Raw genomic sequence first — 15057 nt, forward strand, 5'->3', positions numbered from 1 at the left:
TAATTAAAATCCATTCTTTGGGTGGACTCTATCAAATTGAATAGAGGTGATTTATGAATTACCAAGCGGTTCAAATTTGAATAAGAGATGACTTAAATGCCGAATTTTAGAAAAAGTGTAAGAATACAGATTGGTGGAAATCAGATTTACGTTAAGAATATATTGAAACCCTAAGTCATGTATTAACCCAAATAATTTTTTTATTTACTTTATAAGTGCTTAATTACATGTGAGTTAAAAAAAATTGCTGTAAGGATGTAATTAATCACGACTATTAATTAGATTTCTTTTTTCACCCGACCGTGCCGAGTAATTTAAACGACATATTGATTCGAGAACTCCGCTATAAGTTTGGTTTTACCGATACTTATATTGAAAGTGTTCAACACCCTTTGATTATCTTAAATGGTGAAGGAAATGTGCTTTTAGCAAATGATGCATTTTGCCATCTATCGGGGTCAGAAAGACCGGATTTGACAGATAGTAAATCGTCTCTAACCTTCGGAACTTCAAAAGGCAGTGCTGAGTTTCTTCAACACGTACAGAAAGTCTTTAATTCGGGTATTTCGGAAGAATTTGAAACAAGCTATAAGAGTACGAATCAAGTGGTAATACCTGTTATCGTTTCGCTGTCCGCCCTTTTTAACACACAGGTAAGTCCGATGGCCTGTTTGGTTTTGATAGAGCCATTGAATAATCTACATGGGCAATCAAGGCTAAAAGGAAATAAGGGTGAAATACTCGAGAATTTGAAATACACGCGAAAAACAATCGAGTTATATACATCCAAAAACCTTCTTGGAGTCTTGGACCGTACGCTCAACAATATTTCAGACGGTATCTTATCGTTAGATACAAAGTGGAGATACACCTACATTAACGACACGGCCCAACGATTGCTGGCGGTTAAAGGTGAAAACCTTATAGGTAAGAATATTTGGGACGAGTTTCCCGATTTGGTAGGCAGTGCCTTTTACAGGTTTTGTTATAATGCGGTTACCACACAAAGTAAACAGCAGTTACAAGATTATTACGAGCCCTTTGATAAATGGTTCGAAGTTCGCGCATACCCATATCCTGATGGGTTGACCATTTATTACTCCGATATTACCCATCTGAAAAAGATTGAGCAATTGCTCTCGGAGAACGAAAATTACCTAGATAACCTTATCAATACCATTGGTGACCCCATTTTTGTAAAAGATTCAGAAAGCAGGTTATTGATTGTAAACGATGCCTTTTGTTCCATTTTTAATCTCAAACGCTCCGATATCATTGGAAAATCCCTAGCAGAAGATGTTAATGAAGACGAAAGAGACAGTTTCTTAAAAATCGATAGAGAGGTATTAGAAACCGGATTGGAAAATGTGAATTTAGAAAGCCTAACCGTTCGGGGTACTGAAACCAGATTGATCTCTACGAAAAAGACACGATTTGTCGATAAAAATGGTAAGCGGTTTTTGATTGGGATTATTCATGATGTAACCGAGTTAAAGCGTGCCGAATCGAACCTAAGGTCTCAAAAAGAATACTCTGAAGCCCTAATAGAATCGATGCGAGAGGGTTTGGTGGTCTTTAACATGAAGACAGAAATAAGTAAAGTGAACCCTGCTTTTTGTGAAATGTCGGGCTTTACGGAAAAAGAACTTTTAGGTAAAGCGTGCCCTTATCCGTTTTCACCACCTGAAATTGAAGAAGAGTCGAACCGAAGGCATGAGAAAATAGCCCAGGGTAAAGAGCTCGAAAATTTTGAGACCGTTTACATGAAGAAAGATGGTACCAGGTTTAATGTTGACGTGATGGTATCAAGTTTTACCAATCCCGATATGACCGGTCAAACCTATTTTGCGACCATCATCGATACCACCGATCGCAAAAAAGCAGAAGATGAACTGAGACTGGCCAAAGAATTTACAGATAGCTTGGTCATGTCAATGCAAGAGGGGCTGATTATTGTGAATCTATCCGGTAAGATAATCATGGTGAACGATTCTACTTGTAAGATTTTAGGGTATTCGAAAGAGGAATTGGTCGGTATGGAATTACCCTATCCGTTTGCCAAGCCGGAAGATTTTGAAGAGATTGCCCGAACGAACGAAAAAGTTGCGGCAGGTGAGGCGCCTTCCTTTCATTTTGATTTCATTAAAAAAAGTGGTGAGGTTTTTAAGGCCACATTTCTAACGGGCCATATAACCGATGATAAAGGGGATGTTATTGCACTTTTTGGCACTATGAAAGATATTTCTGAAGAATACCGATCGCAACAAATTTTAGAAGACAGTGCTATTAAATCCTCCAAAAAGAAAGATGTTATTTTAAAACTGGCCAGTTTGGTCGGTGGGGGATTCAAAAATTCATTGAGCGAAATTACCAAGTTGGCCTCGACCACTTTGAATGTGGAAAGAGTAAGTATCTGGAGTTTGAACGATGATAGAGACACCATTAAATGTGAGCATCTTTTTACCCTAAGTTCAGGGCAGCATTCGGCGGGAGGTATTTTGAGCAAAAAAGATAACCCAGAATATTTTGAGGCCCTTGAAAAAAACAGGACCGTTCTTATTGATGATGCTTGGGAAGACCCCGTTACTAGGCGATTTACCGCAGATTATTTAAAACCGAGTAATATCCGTTCCCTAATGGATGTTTTTATTAGTAGTGCCGAAGGTTATTACGGCATTATCTGTTTTGAACATGTCGGGGATAGTAATCGTAAGTGGACAGCTGATGAGCAAGAGTTTGCCACTTCAATTGCCAGTATCGTGTCGTTAATGGTCGAGAGTAGTGAGAGAAAATTGGCAGAGGATAAGTTGATTGCAAGCAATTCGGAACTTTCAAAGGCCAATACAGAGTTGCAAAAACTTCGAAACAAATTGGAGCAGGAAAATGTATACTTGAGAAACGAACTTGATTTAGTTTTCAATTTTGAGGAAATGGTATATGGCAGCGCGGAATTCAGTAACGTTCTTTCCGAGGTCGAAAAGGTTGCCGAGACCAATGCAACCGTGCTTTTACTCGGCGAGTCGGGCACGGGCAAAGAGCTATTGGCCAGGGCCATTCACAATATAGGTCTAAGAAACGATCAACCGCTGATAAAGGTAAATTGCTCAGCTATTCCGCGAGAGTTGATAGAGAGTGAACTTTTTGGACATAAAAAAGGATCTTTTACAGGTGCTTTTGCCGATAAGGTCGGCAAATGTGAATTGGCCGATGGGGGCACTTTGTTCTTAGATGAAATAGGGGAGTTGCCAATTGATATGCAACCAAAAATTTTAAGGTTTTTGCAAGAGGGTGAAATCGAAATGATTGGCGGTACCGGTGTGAAAAAATTAGATGTGAGGGTTATTGCTGCAACCAATAGAAACCTTCAAGAAGAAATAAAGAAAAAGCAGTTTCGTGAAGATCTCTACTTTCGTTTGAACGTATTTCCCATTCAGGTTCCTGCTCTTAGGGATAGAAAAGAAGACATTCCACTATTGGTAGAACATTTTGTAGATAAGTTCAATAAAGAGTATTCAAAAAAGATTCAATACGTGACCGACAAGGCCATGGAAAAACTCAAAGCCTACGCATGGCCAGGAAATATTCGCGAACTTGAGAATCTAATCGAACGGGCCTCTATCTTATCCAATGGTGATACTCTTGTCATTCCCGGTTTTGATAATGGTGAAAAAAAGACAAAGGTCTCAATCAAAGATTCCGAACTATCCTTAGATGCCGTACAGCGTAAACATATATTTCAAGTACTTGAAAAGTGCCATTGGAAAATTTCCGGTAAGGATGGAGCTTCCGAACTTCTAGGGTTAAAGCCCAGTACATTACGCGATAAAATGTCTAAGCTGGGCATCAAAAAGCCCGTTTAGGGTCACGGTATTCCGTGATGTTTAAAATGAGAAATAGTAAGCTCACGGTATTCCGTTAACTAGAATTTTCTCACAAGTACTCGTCTGTTTTTTAATATCTCTGTAAATCAGTTTGTTACAAAACCGGCCATTCTTTTTTCAGGACTTTGGCATGTCAATTGACTTTCAAGTTTCTAAAAAAGGGAGAAGCATGGTTCAAATTAATGGGGCATCATTTAGACTTGATTCCAACATCATCAAATGTTCCATCGAAAATCATTTCGATTTAAGTTTTCTGGAGGAGGGTTTTTCAGAAGGGTTCTCTGAAAGAATCAAATTCTTGTCGAAAGGCAAGTACCTACCATTACTTATCGATCTTCGAGAAGTACCCAAAAGAGAACTGATCAACCTGTTTAAAATATTGTCCCCTTACAAACTGAATGATATTGGTATGCACAGACCAACATTCTTGGTACAGTCATTCTTAATGAGAATGTACCTGATGGTCTATTGTATTTTGAAAGGCAATGCCTTTTTTAATCACATATTCAATAGCTCGGTAAAAGCTGAAAACTATTGTATGCGAATGTCTGAAACCATCAACCCTACCGAAATTTAATTATGAGCAATGACCAAATGAAACTAGAAAATAATGCCTCATTTTGGAGAGACGATAGTGGCATACTATGCTGCAAGTTGATGAACACGAATGAAGCTAAAAAACTTGATCAGTTGACGGCCAAGAAGTATTTGAATGCTATGAAAACTCTTTCAAAAGGGCAGCCCGTACCAATTCTGTTCGATTTGCGAGATGTAAAAGGAACCATTTCGGTAGAGGGTGCACAACACTTGGCTCGAGGTCTTAATAATTTAGAGATAGCTGTCTGTGAGGTGTACGTGGTAAATTCCTTTGCCATCAACCTACTGGTTAGGGCTTATAAAAGAATTTATCACACCGAAATACCATATGCCATTTTCAATGACCTTTCCAAGGCAAAAGAACATTGCTTGAATTATAAAAAGGAGTTTGACCACCCGACAAAATTAAAGTCCTGATAAAAATTTTAGGGAAATATGCCTGAAGGTGAAAACCTTAATCGCTTAGAGTTATGAGAATAAATTTTATGTTGATAGATGACAACGAAATAGACCTTTTCGTTTGTCAGAGAATGATAGAGCTTGAATTGGGTAACCAAGATATTGCTAAGTATGATAATGCCCAATCAGCATTGGATGACTTGCTTTCACTAACGTTTTCAAAGGGAAATTCGAAAGCGGAAATGCCCCATATCATTATTCTTGATATTAATATGCCCGGCCTAAATGGTTTTGGTTTTTTAGATGGATTGTCTGAACTTAAAAAGTCGAATCGGCTGCCCGTAAAAACCATAGTGCTTTCTTCTACCACCAAACTTGAGTATATAATGAATGCCGAAAAACACGAGGCTTGTGACGGATTTATAGGCAAACCCCTGACCGCTTCGAAAATTAGGCAAATTGTCGAGGCTTTTAAGCCTGAACCCGATAACGTTGATCTCGGTTAATATATTGGCCATACCAACTGCTAATCAAAATAATTGGAACCAAAACAGTTTGTAAAATAGTTAGCCGAGCTTTTACCAAACTTGGCTTAGACAATAATGTTTCCCCATGAGTACAATAGAGTTGAACGACTTAATTGAAGATTTAAAACAATTTCAATCGAACTATTACCTTCGTTCAAATGCAATGGCGACCTATGAATTGATCAATGCCTATTCAAGTCGATTTAACTTCGAAAATTCGCAGATTAGATTGCAGTTCGAAGGTTATTTAGAGGAGTTGAAAAATTGTATGCTCGCTGAAGATATAAATGATTTTGCCCGCAAATATGCCTACGTTTTACTTAAGCTAATGTTATTGCTTAAAAGGCCTGATGCCATTTATCTTGAAGACTAATTTTCTCTTCTTATAGCTGTTATCCCACTAATTTTTAATGATAGCCCAGCTTTTCTCGAAAAGCATTTTATTTCGCCTTCTTTAGAAACTTTTCTTTACGACGCGAGTTGAGCGGAGTTAAGAGCTAATGTTATTTTGTTTATCTCTACAAACCAACCCCACTCATCAATCCATATTACTCATTCATCAATTCAAACTGCCAGTTCATGTAATAACTCAAGACCATCTCTCTTTAATGACTAGCATTGGGCCTTAATTACCGACCTAAACCAATTTTCAAATGCATTCAAGTGTTTCGGGAATAAGAATTAACGGATTCAATACTTTAACCTACTCAAGGCAGTTTAAGCAATTACTTTACATAAAAATGGTAATTGTCTTTTTTATCGCGCGACATGCTATGGCCCAAACCCCTACAGACGCCTTAATGATGCCTTCCCAAAATGCCTGTGTGTTGTTGAATTACGATCATGGCGAATTTGATCAGTACTGGGAAGGCGACTACCTTCGTGAAAACCTGACCATCGCTACGGTGAAACGCACTACTATTTTACCGATGGTCGCCATTGGTATTTTTGATGAGCTTAACCTATATGTTGGGCTGCCTTATGTTAAAACTAGGTCTACAGAGCCGAACGGGGGTAGGTTCAATGGGGCAGAAGGTTTACAGGATATTTCTTTCGCTTTAAAATATAAATTTTTTGAAAAAAACTCCGATGTGGGCCGATTGCGACTGTTTACAACTGTTGGCTTTTCTACCCCTGCATCTAACTACCTTTCCGATTATATGCCGTACAGCCTTGGTTTTGGAGCTCCTGAACTTTCGGTTAGGGGAATTGCACAATACCAACTTCACAAGGGTTATTACGTAAGGGGTATGGTCGCACATCTTTGGAGGGGCTATACCGAAGCTGAACGTGATTATTACTATAACAACGGAAGTTACTATTCGGCTACCATGGATGTGCCAAACGCATGGAACTTTGAGGCGGTAGTCGGCTCTTGGTTTTTGAACAATAGCCTTAAATTGGAGTTGAACTACGTAGGATTAAAATCGACTAGTGGAGACGATATTAGATCCTATAACGCCGCCCAGCCTACCAACAAGGTAAAATTCGATAGGGTAGGGTTCTCGGCCCAATACTACATTCCATCGATTAAAGGCTTGGGCTTGGTGGCCTACCATCATCGCATGGTGAACGGCCTAAACACCGCAAAATTCAATAATACCGGCATAGGTTTAACCTATCAATTCAACTATTTAAAGGAAAAAAATGAAGAAGATGAAGAGGAGTAGAGCTTATCGTTTAGTTTCGTTAACGGTCGTATGGGCAACTTTGTTTTCTTGTGAAAAAGATATACCGACCAATTTAGGTTTTGAAAGTTATGAATTCTCGGGAATGGATACCGATGGAGGAGACTGGCAGCCGATATTACTGGAAAATGCCGAAAGCATAGAAATAAATGCTCCGGAAGATGCTTCATCACAAAGCTATCTCAACGAAATCGCAGAACTTAAAACCGCTATTCAGAGTATAAATTCTGAGCAGGAAAGGGCCATTGAGTATTGGACGAACAATTCGGTGGTTCGTTGGAATGAAATAGCACTCGAACTGATAGCAAAATACAATCTCATTCCCGGACCGAATGAAGAAGGCGGTTATACACTACCCAACCCCAGTAGTCCTGACGGTCCACCGGCATTTCCTTTTGCACATCCGCCTTACGCATGCAGAGCTTTGGCCTATTTATCGGTGGCACAATTTGACGGACTGATTACTTCTTGGCATTACAAGCAAATGTACCAGAGGTCGGCACCTTATCAACAGGACAGAGATATTTCCTATTCGTACGAACCGAACGACATTCCTTCCTATCCTTCCGATGGTGCTGTGCTGGCGCGCGTATCTAAAAAAGTATTGAGCGCTATGTTTCCTTTAGAAAAAGATTATTTACAGGAGTTGGAAGAAGAGCACCTTGAAAGCTTATTGTTATCGGGCGGGAACGTACCAAGTGATATCGATGCAGGTGTAACTATAGGTGATAGCATTTCGCAAATAGCTTTAACCAGAGCCGCTAACGATGGTATGAAAAACGCCCAAGCGCCAAAAGCGGTTTCTGATTCTATCAAAGCAGCGGCTTTTGAAAGATTTGGGTGGCAGTGGGATAATTTAGAGCTGCCCACTAGACCGGTCGGTTTGACTCCTTTGTTCGGAAGAGTTACAATGTGGAACGTTGCCGATGTTGAATCGGTTCGTCCGACCCCTCCTCCTGCTTTTGATTCCGAAGAATACCTTAAAGATGTAGAAGTGCTAAAAGACCATGCCGATAACATGACCGAAGAGAAAAGGCGTATTGCCAACTTTTGGCAAGATGGTTTAGGTACCTATACGCCTCCCGGGCATTGGAACAGGTTTGCGAACGAATTCATAGTTGAAAGTAAAATGAATCCTTTACGAAGTGCCAGAACCATGGCCTATCTGAATATGGCCATTATGGATGCTGGAATCAGCTGTTGGGACGCCAAATACTACTATCATTACCCTAGGCCGATACAGAAGGTTGCCGGGTTTAAGACCATTGCGGGTACGCCTAATTTTCCGAGTTACACGTCGGGCCATAGTGTTTTCTCTGCTGCCGCAGCTGAGGTATTGGCCTATATTTTTCCAGAGAAGGCGAATCTGGTCAGAGGCTGGGCAGAAGAAGCAGCTATTTCTAGGGTGTATGGTGGCATACATTGGTCTTTTGACGCCACCGTTGGTACCGATCAGGGTCGGGAAGTGGCCCAATACACTATTGATGTCGCCAAGGCAGATGGTGCGGACTAATCTTGAGCACGACAAGAAAATTTTAATCCCCCAGGGAAGAAAAACTTATTCGGCCCAAATATTACAATATTCATGTTTTTAAAAAACACCTTTACGCTATTTTCATTATTCTTATTATTAACACAAATACACATCCACGCCCAAGTTGCGGTTACAGGAAAGGTAGTCGATAGCCAAACAAATGAACCTTTGATAGAGGCACAGATTACGGTAGGCTCCGAAAAAGGAGCGGTAACCGATCATAACGGAATTTTTTCAATGTCTTTAAACGAAGGAACTTATACCGCGTTGATCAAATATTTGGGTTACGAAGACAAGACAATCAGCATCAATACAAATAGCCCCCAATTGGGCACCCTTCAATTGAGTCTTCATAGTACCACCTTAAATGAGGTAATTGTCAGCTCATCCCCAAAGAGTTATAAAAGAGATTTTAAAGGCAGTAATTTTAGGCTTTCACCACTAACACTGAAAAATAGTAATCCGATAAGTACCGAAGAAATATTACGGACAGTTCCCGGGGTGAATATTGTAGGTGACATGGGGTTGTCTAATCGCCCCAATATTAGCATTAGGGGCTCATGGGGCCGTCGCTCAAAAAAAGTATTACTCATGGAGGACGGCTCGCCGTCTGCACCCGCACCCTACATTGCCCCAGGGGCATACTATAACCCGGTAAGCGATAGAATTGCGGCTATTGAAGTTTATAAAGGTGCCGATATGTTACGCTACGGACCCAATAATATGTACGGCGCTATTAACTATATAACCATGCTTCCACCACAAAAACCGGAACTAAGGGTCAAGCTGGTGGGCGGTCAAAGAAATTACAGAACCGGTCTGCTTTCATACGGTGGTACTTGGAACAATTTAGGAGCTTTGGTTGAAGGTGTTTACAAGACTTTTGATGGGTTTACAAACAATTCATCAGTGGAACTACTCAATTTGAACGCAAAAGTATTTGCCAAGCTATCCGAATCTCAATCTTTATATTTTAAGGTAAGTGGTCAGTTTGAAGATAATAAGGCTTCACTTAGTTCTATAACTCCCTTTACGTTTGGGTTAGACCCAGAACAGAATCCGTTAGATGCCGATCAGTTTACCATGCGTCGTTACGGTATGGATATTATTCATAAATGGCTACCTAATGCCAAAACCAGTTTTACCTCTAAGTTATATGCGTCTGACTTTGAAAGGGATTGGTGGAGACAGACGACGGCAAAGGTACAAGTGGTCGATGTTGAAGATTATGTCGGTTCAGAGATATTCAACCAGCGGTATAGTTATTTATCGGGCTCTGAATTCGGAGAAGAAGATTATGTCATTGTTGGCAGGGTGCAAAATGGGAGTGAAAGCACCACAGATAGCCGCTGGGCCTATACTGTTTCTGGGGTGAAAGAGACCTTTGATTTAGACTGGAATTTAGGGGAAGAAAAACAACACCTTGAAGTGGGGTTGAACTTTCACCGAGAGACGTTTAAGGATCGCTTTTTAGAGGCGCCAAATTCACGTTGGGCCAGACATGGCGACATCACTACCGATTTGTGGTACCGACTATGGTCGGTCAACTCGTACATACGAAATGAATTCAAATTCAAAAATTGGGGCCTTACGCCTATAGTGCGATGGGAGCATGTTGATATGTACCTCCAAAATTTAATAACGTTGGCCGAAAACCCCGATTTAGAGAGTATAGAAGAAGGCCGCGAACCAAATGTATACGACCAATTTTTACCGGGTATAACCATTGATTATGAATTGCCGAAAGGGGAAGTGTTCGGTAGTATCTATGAGGGAATGATTGCCCCGTCAAAGGTTTTCGGTTTTTTGGTTGAGCAGAACGGAGTAGTTACAAACCCTTTTGCCGGTGAGAGCATTAACATAAAACCTGAACTTAGTTGGAACCGTGAAATAGGTTGGAGAGGAAGTGTTTTCGGTAACATTTTAAACGGTCAACTTACATATTTCATCAATACGAGTAGAAATTTTTATGCAGGTGGTAGAAATGAGGTTTTCGAAGAATTAGGTAAGGTCAACGTTCAAGGGGTTGAAGTATCACTAAACGCTGAGCTCTTCAAAGATTCATTTCAAAGCCTTAATTTTTTCGGAAATGCCACTCTTCTTTATTCCAAGGTAATTGAAGGTAAACTTTGGGATAAAGATTTGTTTTCTCAAGTGATACATAACGCTGCCACCCAATCTGAATTTATTGACAAAGTGAACGCCAATCGTAGTGCTTTTGAACTTTACACGGTTGATACGAACGGTCAAGAAATACCGCTTGAGAATCAAACGATAACTGCTGAAGATTTTGATAGTATAAGCAAAAGTGTCATTATTCTAGGTGAAGATGGGGTTGATAACACAGAAGCCCCATACACGCCTAATGTCAATTTAAACTGTGGTTTTAATTATGACTGGCATGATTTGGCCGTAGGTATTAGTGGTCAGTATGTAGGCCAACAATATACCGAGTTCAATAACTTTGAGAGCGAATCTTCAGATGGGGCCATTGGTAAATTACCCGAGTATTTTACGTTGGATGCTTTTATGAATTATGATTTTGATTTAGGTCAAGGTTCTAAGCTAAGGCTCTTTATTAACGGCAAAAACCTAACCAATAAAATTTACAGGGCATCGAGATTGAACAGGGCTACTTCGGGCGTATTTCCGGGTGGGTTTAGGCAAATTATTTTAGGGGCCAATTTTTCTATTTAGTACATTCAGATAAAGAATAACCGTTGCTATGATGATTTTTGGTCCTGGTATTTTCTTCGGTGCGTAAAAAACCATTTATTTGAGAATTTTAATGGTTTGCCTTGTCAAACTTGTAAGATTACGTGAATGAACATACGACTACTTTACTTTCTTGCTATTTTTTTGATTAGTTCAAACGGCTTCTCCCAACAATCGGAAAAAAGGTTACCTAGCGATAATAACCCTATTTTCGAAGGTTGGTATGCCGACCCAGAGGCTATGGTTTTTGATGATACTTACTGGGTGTACCCTACTTTTTCCGACGATTATGATAAACAATTGCACTTCGATGCTTTCTCGTCGAAAGATTTGGTGCATTGGCACAAGCATGAGCGTATTCTTGATACTACAAAGGTTAAATGGCTAAGACAGGCCCTTTGGGCTCCTTCCATAATTGAAAAAGAAGACAAATATTACTTGTTTTTTGGCGCTAACGATATTCAGCGACCTGGCCGTGATTCTTACGACCCTAAGAACGATATTAATCATTATGGCGGTATTGGCGTCGCTGTGGCAGATTCGCCAGGTGGTCCGTTTAGCGACTATTTGGGCAAACCCCTCATTTCTGAATTTTATAACGATGCACAACCAATTGACCAATTTACTTTTAAGGATGTAGACGGAACTTATTATTTTTTCTACGGAGGATGGAGCCATTGTAATTTGGGGCGACTGAATGATGATTTTACCGGCTTTAAACCTTGGGAAGATGGCTCACTATTCAAAGAGATAACACCGGAAGGTTATGTTGAAGGACCCTTTATGTTCTTGCGAAACGGAATCTATTACTTTATGTGGTCAGAAGGCGGGTGGACGAATGGTAGCTATAAGGTAGCCTACGCTATGGCAGACCAACCTACGGGCCCTTACAAACGAGTAGGCACCATTTTAGAGGCTAAAGAGGGCGATATAGCTACTGGTGCTGGCCACCACTCCGTAGTCAATAAGCCAGGTACCGATGAATGGATCATTGTTTACCATAGAAGGCCGATACCCAATAAAGACCGTGATCACAGGGTGACTTGTATGGACAAAATGGAATTCAATTCTGATGGTACCATCAAACCGGTTAAAATGACCTTCAAAGGGGTGTCTCAATAGTCATTTTCGGCTCCAGTTTCACAATTTTTCTGCTAGGAGGTCTAAATGACCAAGAGATGATGGTAAGAACTAGCAATAAAAGAGGCCCGAACAGGGTAATCATCGGGTCTCCGACCGCCAAATGCGAAATAGCCGCCCCTAACATGGTAAAAGTAAAACCAGCGTAGGCCCATTCCTTTAATATGGCGAGTTTCGGGAGTAAAACAGCTACCGTGCCCAGAAGCTTGCAAATGCCTAAGATGGTCATCAAATAGACAGGATAACCCAAAGTGTTAAAGTTGGCCACCTCTTCATCCATCTTGATTAATTGCACGATTCCAGTAGAAATCATCCCCAGAGATAACCATAGCGTGGCAACCCAATAAATAATTCGATTTCTCTTTTTCATTATTCTTGATTTAATCGTGAAACAATTTTTTGAAGTCGGTCATGAGCCATATTTATGCCAAATGCGAAGGGTAATTTAAGCATGTTATCTCTATCGGATAAAGATTTGTAAACTATCTGAATGATAAGCTTTGAGGTAGTCGGGGTAAGTTCTTCGAATGTCAAATACTCCAATTGAATAGGGAAGGAGGTGTTCTCCATTTCAAAGGTGCGAACAATTTGCTTTTCAGGTTTAAATTCGTGAATGGTACCGTTGAACCTATGGGCATTGCCCTTTGGGTCGGTCGTTTCAAATTGATAGCTACCATGCCTTTTGCTTTCAAGCTTTAGTACCTTGGTGCCCATCCATTGTGCTACCAGTTCCGGTTCGGTATATGCCTTGAAAAGTAAGTTTAAAGGAAGGTCGAATTCTCTCTTGATCCAAACTTCTTGTGCGCCTTCTGGCGCCGTTACTTTTGTTTTCTGTTCCATTATGAATTTGATTGATGTTTTTTCATGATTTCCTCTAATTTATTGAAGCGGGTATCCCACATTTTCCGGAAAGGCTCGATAAAATCGGCGATTTCCTTCATACCATCAGGGTTAAGCTGATAGTATATCTCCCGACCTCTTTGTTCCTGTTTTAGAAGGTCACATTCGTTCAATATTTGAATATGCTTTGAAATCGTTTGCCGGGTCGAATTGAAATTTTCGGCAATAGAGGTGGGGGTCATAGCCTGAAAAGCTAGCAGGGTAACAATGGCCCTTCTCGTCGGATCGGCAATAGCCTGAAAAACGTCTCGTCTTAATTTCATTACGCAGTTATTTGGTTGCAAATATAAATGCAGTTATTTAGTTGCACAATATTTTTATAAATTTTGTTTCGTATTTACTTGGGGTACTTCTTTTTTTCAGTCCGTTTTTTTGCCTTAACAGCATTATGCCAATAATCTTCTTTTTTAATATTGCAACAAAACGCAAGTTTCAGGTAAATGCTTGATTTTTAGATTTTTTGAAATGGTGAACATACTTTCATTGGTCAGAAGAATTTTCAATAGTATTTCTTTCATGACCTTTTGCATAGCATTGGGCTTCGGTATCTTGGCTATTGTTTTGGTGATTACATCGCCTTCGTTGTTAAATGACTATCCTCAGCTGGCTATTTCGGACAAAGACAGTGTCAAATTCATCTTAACTTTTACGATTGGTGGTATTTTTACCCTCACCATTTTTAGTTATACCATGGTGATGGATGTCTTGAACCGCAGCATCAGCAATTATTCACCAAGATTGATTCCGCTCATTTTAAAAGAAAAGCACCACCAAATTATCTTGGGAGTTACCAGTGGTACCATCATTTATTGCATGATTATGGCGGCTTTTGTTTCCGGAAAATCTAGTGACCAGTTTCCTTCGGTCGCGGCGCCATTGGCTATTTTAATGGGCATTTTTAATATTCTTCTTTTCATATATTTTATACATAGCGTTTCGCAATCGATTCACGTGAACTATGTTTTGCGAAAGTCTTTTTCCAATACTAAAAACGCCATTTATCATATTAAGAATCTGCCCTTTGAAATGACTAGTGAAGAAAAAAGCAAAGATTTTTGGGAGCAGTATGTGTCTATGACCCAGTGCGGTTATTTGAATAAAATAAGAATAGAGAAGCTAATAGGTATTTCTGAAGAGCATGATATTCAAATAAAGCTACTAAAAAAAATGGGTTCCTTTATACTCGAAAATCAACCTGTGATAGCTGTTTCCAGGCAAATAAACGAATCCATTGAACAAAAAATAAAGAGGTGTATCAGTATTGATAGGGGTGAGCCCATTGATGTAATCGAGGTCGGTCTTAAACATATGGTAGAGGTGGGCGTAAAAGCTAGCTCCCCGGCCATAAACGACCCGGGCACTTCGCTAATGTCTATTGATTATTTAACACAATTATTTTTGCTCAGAAAAGAATTGCCAGAATTCAACACCTTGAAATCTGATAAGGGTGGGGTTCTAAAGATGGATATGGTTTCTTATCACAAGCTGGCTGAGACCTGTTTTCTGGAAATGGAAACTTATATGAAGGACGACCCTGTCTTAAAAATGAAAATTTTTGAGAGTAAAGGAATCATTGGCCTATAACCTTTCTTTTTAAATTGAAATAATTCTTCTTTAATTAAAATAGAATTTTACATTTACCGGCAATCTAATTTGGTGGCATTAAAGAAATAAAC

13 protein-coding genes are annotated in these 15057 nt (G+C 39.8%); 10 read left to right on the forward strand and 3 right to left on the reverse strand.

The window, feature by feature from the left end:
• The first annotated feature begins 326 nt into the window (after positions 1-326).
• The 9 genes from D1013_RS09795 (at position 327) to D1013_RS09835 (ending at position 12463) form a co-directional block, all read left to right on the forward strand.
• Positions 327-3860 carry a PAS domain S-box protein gene (locus D1013_RS09795; protein WP_162987876.1) on the forward strand — a complete coding sequence of 1178 codons (3534 nt, stop codon included), beginning with the start codon at positions 327-329 and terminating at the stop codon, positions 3858-3860.
• 190 nt (positions 3861-4050) lie between these two features.
• A complete protein-coding gene (locus D1013_RS09800) occupies positions 4051-4458 on the forward strand; it encodes a hypothetical protein (RefSeq protein WP_162987877.1) in 408 nt (135 codons plus the stop codon).
• Positions 4459-4460: 2 nt separating this feature from the next.
• A complete protein-coding gene (locus D1013_RS09805; protein WP_121848655.1) occupies positions 4461-4895 on the forward strand; it encodes a DUF7793 family protein in 435 nt (144 codons plus the stop codon).
• A 53-nt stretch (positions 4896-4948) separates the two neighbouring features.
• Positions 4949-5383 (forward strand): response regulator, encoded by a 435-nt coding sequence (locus tag D1013_RS09810; protein ID WP_121848656.1) that lies wholly within the window; start codon positions 4949-4951, stop codon positions 5381-5383.
• Positions 5384-5489: 106 nt separating this feature from the next.
• Entirely contained in the window at positions 5490-5777 is a 288-nt protein-coding gene (locus tag D1013_RS09815) for a hypothetical protein (protein ID WP_121848657.1), read from the forward strand.
• A gap of 280 nt (positions 5778-6057) precedes the next feature.
• Positions 6058-7074, forward strand: a complete 1017-nt coding sequence (locus D1013_RS09820) for a transporter (protein ID WP_121848658.1) — start codon at positions 6058-6060, stop codon at positions 7072-7074.
• On the forward strand, positions 7061-8605 hold the full coding sequence (locus D1013_RS09825) for a vanadium-dependent haloperoxidase (RefSeq protein ID WP_205601286.1): 1545 nt from the start codon (positions 7061-7063) through the stop codon (positions 8603-8605). Before D1013_RS09820 ends, D1013_RS09825 begins: the two co-directional genes overlap by 14 nt.
• A gap of 72 nt (positions 8606-8677) precedes the next feature.
• A complete protein-coding gene (locus D1013_RS09830; protein ID WP_121848660.1) occupies positions 8678-11323 on the forward strand; it encodes a TonB-dependent receptor in 2646 nt (881 codons plus the stop codon).
• Positions 11324-11449: 126 nt separating this feature from the next.
• The gene (locus D1013_RS09835; protein WP_121848661.1) at positions 11450-12463 is read left to right on the forward strand and encodes a glycoside hydrolase family 43 protein; all 1014 of its coding nucleotides are present in this window, start codon (positions 11450-11452) and stop codon (positions 12461-12463) included.
• Here the strand turns inward: D1013_RS09835 and D1013_RS09840 are convergent.
• Genes D1013_RS09840 through D1013_RS09850 form a run of 3 tightly spaced genes read right to left on the reverse strand, consistent with a single transcriptional unit; the run spans position 12444 to position 13644 of the window.
• Positions 12444-12851 carry a DoxX family protein gene (locus D1013_RS09840; RefSeq protein ID WP_121848662.1) on the reverse strand — a complete coding sequence of 136 codons (408 nt, stop codon included), beginning with the start codon at positions 12849-12851 and terminating at the stop codon, positions 12444-12446. The two genes, D1013_RS09835 and D1013_RS09840, sit on opposite strands and share 20 nt — an antisense overlap.
• On the reverse strand, positions 12851-13321 hold the full coding sequence (locus tag D1013_RS09845; RefSeq protein WP_121848663.1) for an SRPBCC domain-containing protein: 471 nt from the start codon (positions 13319-13321) through the stop codon (positions 12851-12853). Before D1013_RS09845 ends, D1013_RS09840 begins: the two co-directional genes overlap by 1 nt.
• Positions 13321-13644 (reverse strand): ArsR/SmtB family transcription factor, encoded by a 324-nt coding sequence (locus D1013_RS09850; protein WP_121848664.1) that lies wholly within the window; start codon positions 13642-13644, stop codon positions 13321-13323. Before D1013_RS09850 ends, D1013_RS09845 begins: the two co-directional genes overlap by 1 nt.
• Before the next feature lie 202 nt (positions 13645-13846).
• On the opposite strand from D1013_RS09850, the gene D1013_RS09855 reads away from it, so the two are divergent.
• Positions 13847-14965: a DUF2254 domain-containing protein gene (locus D1013_RS09855; RefSeq protein WP_121848665.1), complete on the forward strand. Its 1119-nt coding sequence runs from the start codon at positions 13847-13849 to the stop codon at positions 14963-14965.
• Positions 14966-15057 lie beyond the last annotated feature (92 nt).

The sequence above is a fragment of the Euzebyella marina genome (assembly GCF_003687485.1).
Lineage (GTDB): Bacteria > Bacteroidota > Bacteroidia > Flavobacteriales > Flavobacteriaceae > Euzebyella > Euzebyella marina.

Coding starts and splice junctions, on each gene's coding strand:
- D1013_RS09800 (WP_162987877.1), top strand. CDS start 4,051: ATGGTTCAAATTAATGGGGCATCATTTAGACTTGATTCCAACATCATC.
- D1013_RS09805 (WP_121848655.1), top strand. CDS start 4,461: ATGAGCAATGACCAAATGAAACTAGAAAATAATGCCTCATTTTGGAGA.
- D1013_RS09810 (WP_121848656.1), top strand. CDS start 4,949: ATGAGAATAAATTTTATGTTGATAGATGACAACGAAATAGACCTTTTC.
- D1013_RS09815 (WP_121848657.1), top strand. CDS start 5,490: ATGAGTACAATAGAGTTGAACGACTTAATTGAAGATTTAAAACAATTT.
- D1013_RS09820 (WP_121848658.1), top strand. CDS start 6,058: ATGCATTCAAGTGTTTCGGGAATAAGAATTAACGGATTCAATACTTTA.
- D1013_RS09825 (WP_205601286.1), top strand. CDS start 7,061: ATGAAGAGGAGTAGAGCTTATCGTTTAGTTTCGTTAACGGTCGTATGG.
- D1013_RS09830 (WP_121848660.1), top strand. CDS start 8,678: ATGTTTTTAAAAAACACCTTTACGCTATTTTCATTATTCTTATTATTA.
- D1013_RS09835 (WP_121848661.1), top strand. CDS start 11,450: ATGAACATACGACTACTTTACTTTCTTGCTATTTTTTTGATTAGTTCA.
- D1013_RS09840 (WP_121848662.1), bottom strand. CDS start 12,851: ATGAAAAAGAGAAATCGAATTATTTATTGGGTTGCCACGCTATGGTTA.
- D1013_RS09845 (WP_121848663.1), bottom strand. CDS start 13,321: ATGGAACAGAAAACAAAAGTAACGGCGCCAGAAGGCGCACAAGAAGTT.
- D1013_RS09850 (WP_121848664.1), bottom strand. CDS start 13,644: ATGAAATTAAGACGAGACGTTTTTCAGGCTATTGCCGATCCGACGAGA.
- D1013_RS09855 (WP_121848665.1), top strand. CDS start 13,847: ATGGTGAACATACTTTCATTGGTCAGAAGAATTTTCAATAGTATTTCT.